We start from the raw sequence: 3,223 nt of genomic DNA, 5'->3' as shown, positions 1-3,223 counted from the left end.
CCCCGACGGCTCGAATTTCATGCCGAGGATCGTCGATGCCTACAACAAGGCGCACACCAACCAGGTCAAACTCGACATCATTCCCAATGCCGAGATCATCCCAAAATACGGCGCCGCGGCCGCCGGCGGCACGGCGCCCGACGCGCTGTCGCTCGACTTGATCTACACGCCCTCCTTCGCCGCAGCCGGCCAATTGGAGGACATTACCGACTGGGCAAAGTCCCTGCCCTATTTTGCCAGCCTGTCGCCGGCGCATGTGAAGACCGGCACCTACAAGGATCACATCTATGGCCTGCCCTTCTCCGCCGACGCCTCGGTGCTGATCTGGAACAAGAAGCTGTTCAAGCAGGCCGGCCTCGACCCCGAAAAAGGACCAGCCAACTGGGCCGAGATCGCGGCCGATGCCGAGAAGGTCAACGCGCTCGGCGGCAACATCAAGGGCTTCTACTTCTCCGGCAATTGCGGCGGCTGCAACATCTTCACCTTCACACCCCTGATCTGGGCGTCGGGCGGCGACATCCTGAGCGAAGACGGCTCGAAGGCGACGCTGGACAGCCCGCAACTGCGCGGCGCCATCGATCTCTACCGCTCGATGGTCAAGAAGGACCTGGTGCCGGCGGGCGCGCAGACCGATACCGGCGCGAACTTCTTTGCGGCATTTGCCGCCGGCAATATCGGCATCTCGCCGTCCGGCGCCTTCGCCATCGGCGCGCTCAACACCCAGTATCCCGATATCGACTACGGCGTCACCTTCCTGCCGGGCAAGGACAGCGGCTGGTCGTCCTTTGCCGGCGGCGACAATTTCGTCGTCACCAAGGGCACCACGAAACTGCCCGTGGTGAAGGAGTTCCTCGACTTCGCCTATTCGCTTGAAGGCCAGACCATCCTTGCCAAATACGGCAGCCTGCCGGTGCGCGGCGACATCGCCAAGGAGGCGCTGAAGGATCTCGATCCGCGCTACCAGGTCGCCGCCGAGGCCATGACCAAGGGCAAGACACCCTATTCGGTGGTGTTCAACGACCTGATCAACTCCGCCAACGGGCCGTGGACGCAGATGATCAACGAGGTCTTCTTCGGCGACGATGTCGACGGCGCCATAGCCAACGCACAAGAGACGATGCAGTCGATCATCGACCAGGCGCCGCAGAAATAGCCCCAACCTCACCTCCCCCTTGAGGGGAGGTCGGACCGCAGGTCCGGGTGGGGTCGCCACCGCAGTGCTCGACGTTTCTTGATGTCGGCGCGCTCCGCAGAGGACCCCACCCCCGGCCCACGGCCGGACCCTCCCCTCAAGGGGAGGGGACGCAGCGCCAAGGGAACAGCCATGACCGTCATCACCGCAGCAACCCCTGCCCCGCCCCGCGCCCGCAGGGTCGCCAGCCGCCAACAATGGATCGGCCTGCTCTATGTCGCGCCGGCTGTCGCGCTGGTCGTCGTCTTTTTCCTGATCCCGCTCGGCATGACGGCGTGGATGTCGCTGCACAACTGGCCGCTGATGGGCGAGCACAGCTTTATCGGCCTCGGCAATTACGTCGCCATCCTGCGCGACACCAGGTTCTGGAACGCGCTGCGCTTCACCGCCTTCTACACGGTGATCGTCACCATCGCGATCTTCGTGGTGGCCTTTCCGCTGGCGCTGTTCGTCGAACGGCCGCGGCCGCTGACCAATCTCTACCGCACCATGTTCTTCATGCCGGCGGTTGTCGGTTTCGCCTCGGCCAGCCTGCTCTGGTCGTGGTTGCTGAATGTCGATTCCGGCCTGTTCAGCCCGGCCGCTTACGACCTCGGACTGATCGACAGGAAGTTCAACCTTCTGGCCACCTTCCAGCCGGCCTTCTGGTCGATCATCGCCATGGTCGTCTGGAAGGTCGCCGGTTTCACCATGATCATCCTGATGGCCGGCCTGCAATCGATCCCGCAGGACCTGCAGGAGGCGGCCGTCATCGACGGTGCCGGGCCTTTCGCCAGGTTCAGGGCGATCACCCTGCCGCTGATGCGCCGCACGCTGGCGCTGGCGCTGATCCTGTCGGTCGCCGGCTCGATCCTCGCCTTCGACCAATTCTACATCATCCTGCGCGGCGGCCCGCGCAACCAGACGCTGACGGCGGTCTACTGGATCTTCAACCAGTCCTTCGTGTCGTTCAAGCTCGGCTATGGCGCGGCACTTTCCATGGTGCTGCTGGTCATCCTGGTGGCGCTCAGCCTCGTCCAGCTATGGTTGTTGCGCAAGCCGGAGGGTCTCGACTGATGGCGCAGGCAGCCTCCCGTAGCCGCCGGCTCCTGAGCCGCGTCGCAGAGCATTCTACCGGCATCGTCGCCTCGGTGCTGTTCGCCGCGCCGATTGTTTGGGCGGTGCTGTCGGCGTTCAAGCCGGCGGCCGAAGCACGCCTGCCGCCGCTGCCGCCCTGGCCGACGTCGGGGTTCTCGCTGGAGAACTATGCCACGCTCAACAGCTTCGGCGACGGGCTGTGGGCCTCTGCGCAAAACAGCATCTATGTCTCGCTGATGACGGTCGTGCTGTCGGTCGCCGTCAGCGTGCTGGCCGGCTACGGCTTTTCGCGGTTTCGGTTTCCGTTCAAGGACCTGTTCTTTATCCTCATCCTGTCGACGATCATGATCCCGTTCCAGTCGATCCTGACGCCGATCTTCCTGGTGCTGACCAAGCTTGGCCTGCACAACACCCTGACCGGCCTGGTCGGCGTCTATGTGACGCTGCAACTGCCGTTCTCGATCTTCATGATGCGCAACGCCTTCGACGCCGTGCCGCGCGAGATCGAGGAGGCCGCTCGCATGGACGGCGCCAGCAATCTCACCATGCTTTTGAAAGTGATGCTGCCGCTGGTCTGGCCGGGCGTGGTCACCATCGCCCTGTTTGCCTTCCTCGGCGCCTGGAACGAATTCCTCGCCGCCCTCGTGCTGATGACCGACCAGTCCAAGTTCACGCTGCCGGTGATGATGACCGCACTGCAGTCGGGCCGCTTCGGCGCCATCGACTGGGGCGCGGTGCAGGCGGGCGTCACCGTGATGATGGTGCCGTGCCTCATCCTCTTCCTGGCGCTGCAGCGCTTCTACATCCGCGGCCTGATGGCCGGGGCCGTCAAATAGAATGGAGTAAATTCATGACCGCATCGCCATCCTCCCAAGCGGCAAAACTGGAAAAGAGACCAAAGCTCGTCTTCCGCCCGCTGCCGGTGCCGCAGGTCGACGTGCACGGCTTCTGGGG

3 protein-coding genes are annotated in these 3,223 nt (G+C 63.9%); all 3 read left to right on the top strand.

All coding sequences use genetic code 11. The features are described from left to right. Positions 1–1,153: sugar ABC transporter substrate-binding protein (locus EN750_RS25675; RefSeq protein WP_145967910.1), on the top strand; the 1,153-nt coding region annotated here is incomplete at its 5' end. A 171-nt stretch (positions 1,154–1,324) separates the two neighbouring features. Further along, positions 1,325–2,248, top strand: a complete 924-nt coding sequence (locus EN750_RS25670) for a sugar ABC transporter permease (RefSeq protein WP_127321089.1) — start codon at positions 1,325–1,327, stop codon at positions 2,246–2,248. Next, positions 2,248–3,105 (top strand): carbohydrate ABC transporter permease, encoded by an 858-nt coding sequence (locus tag EN750_RS25665; protein ID WP_127398214.1) that lies wholly within the window; start codon positions 2,248–2,250, stop codon positions 3,103–3,105. The genes EN750_RS25670 and EN750_RS25665 overlap by 1 nt, the downstream gene beginning before the upstream one ends. Positions 3,106–3,223 lie beyond the last annotated feature (118 nt).

The organism is Mesorhizobium sp. M7A.F.Ca.ET.027.03.2.1, assembly GCF_003999175.1.
In the GTDB taxonomy this organism is placed as follows: domain Bacteria; phylum Pseudomonadota; class Alphaproteobacteria; order Rhizobiales; family Rhizobiaceae; genus Mesorhizobium.
This window is presented reverse-complemented; position numbering and strand designations above follow the sequence as displayed.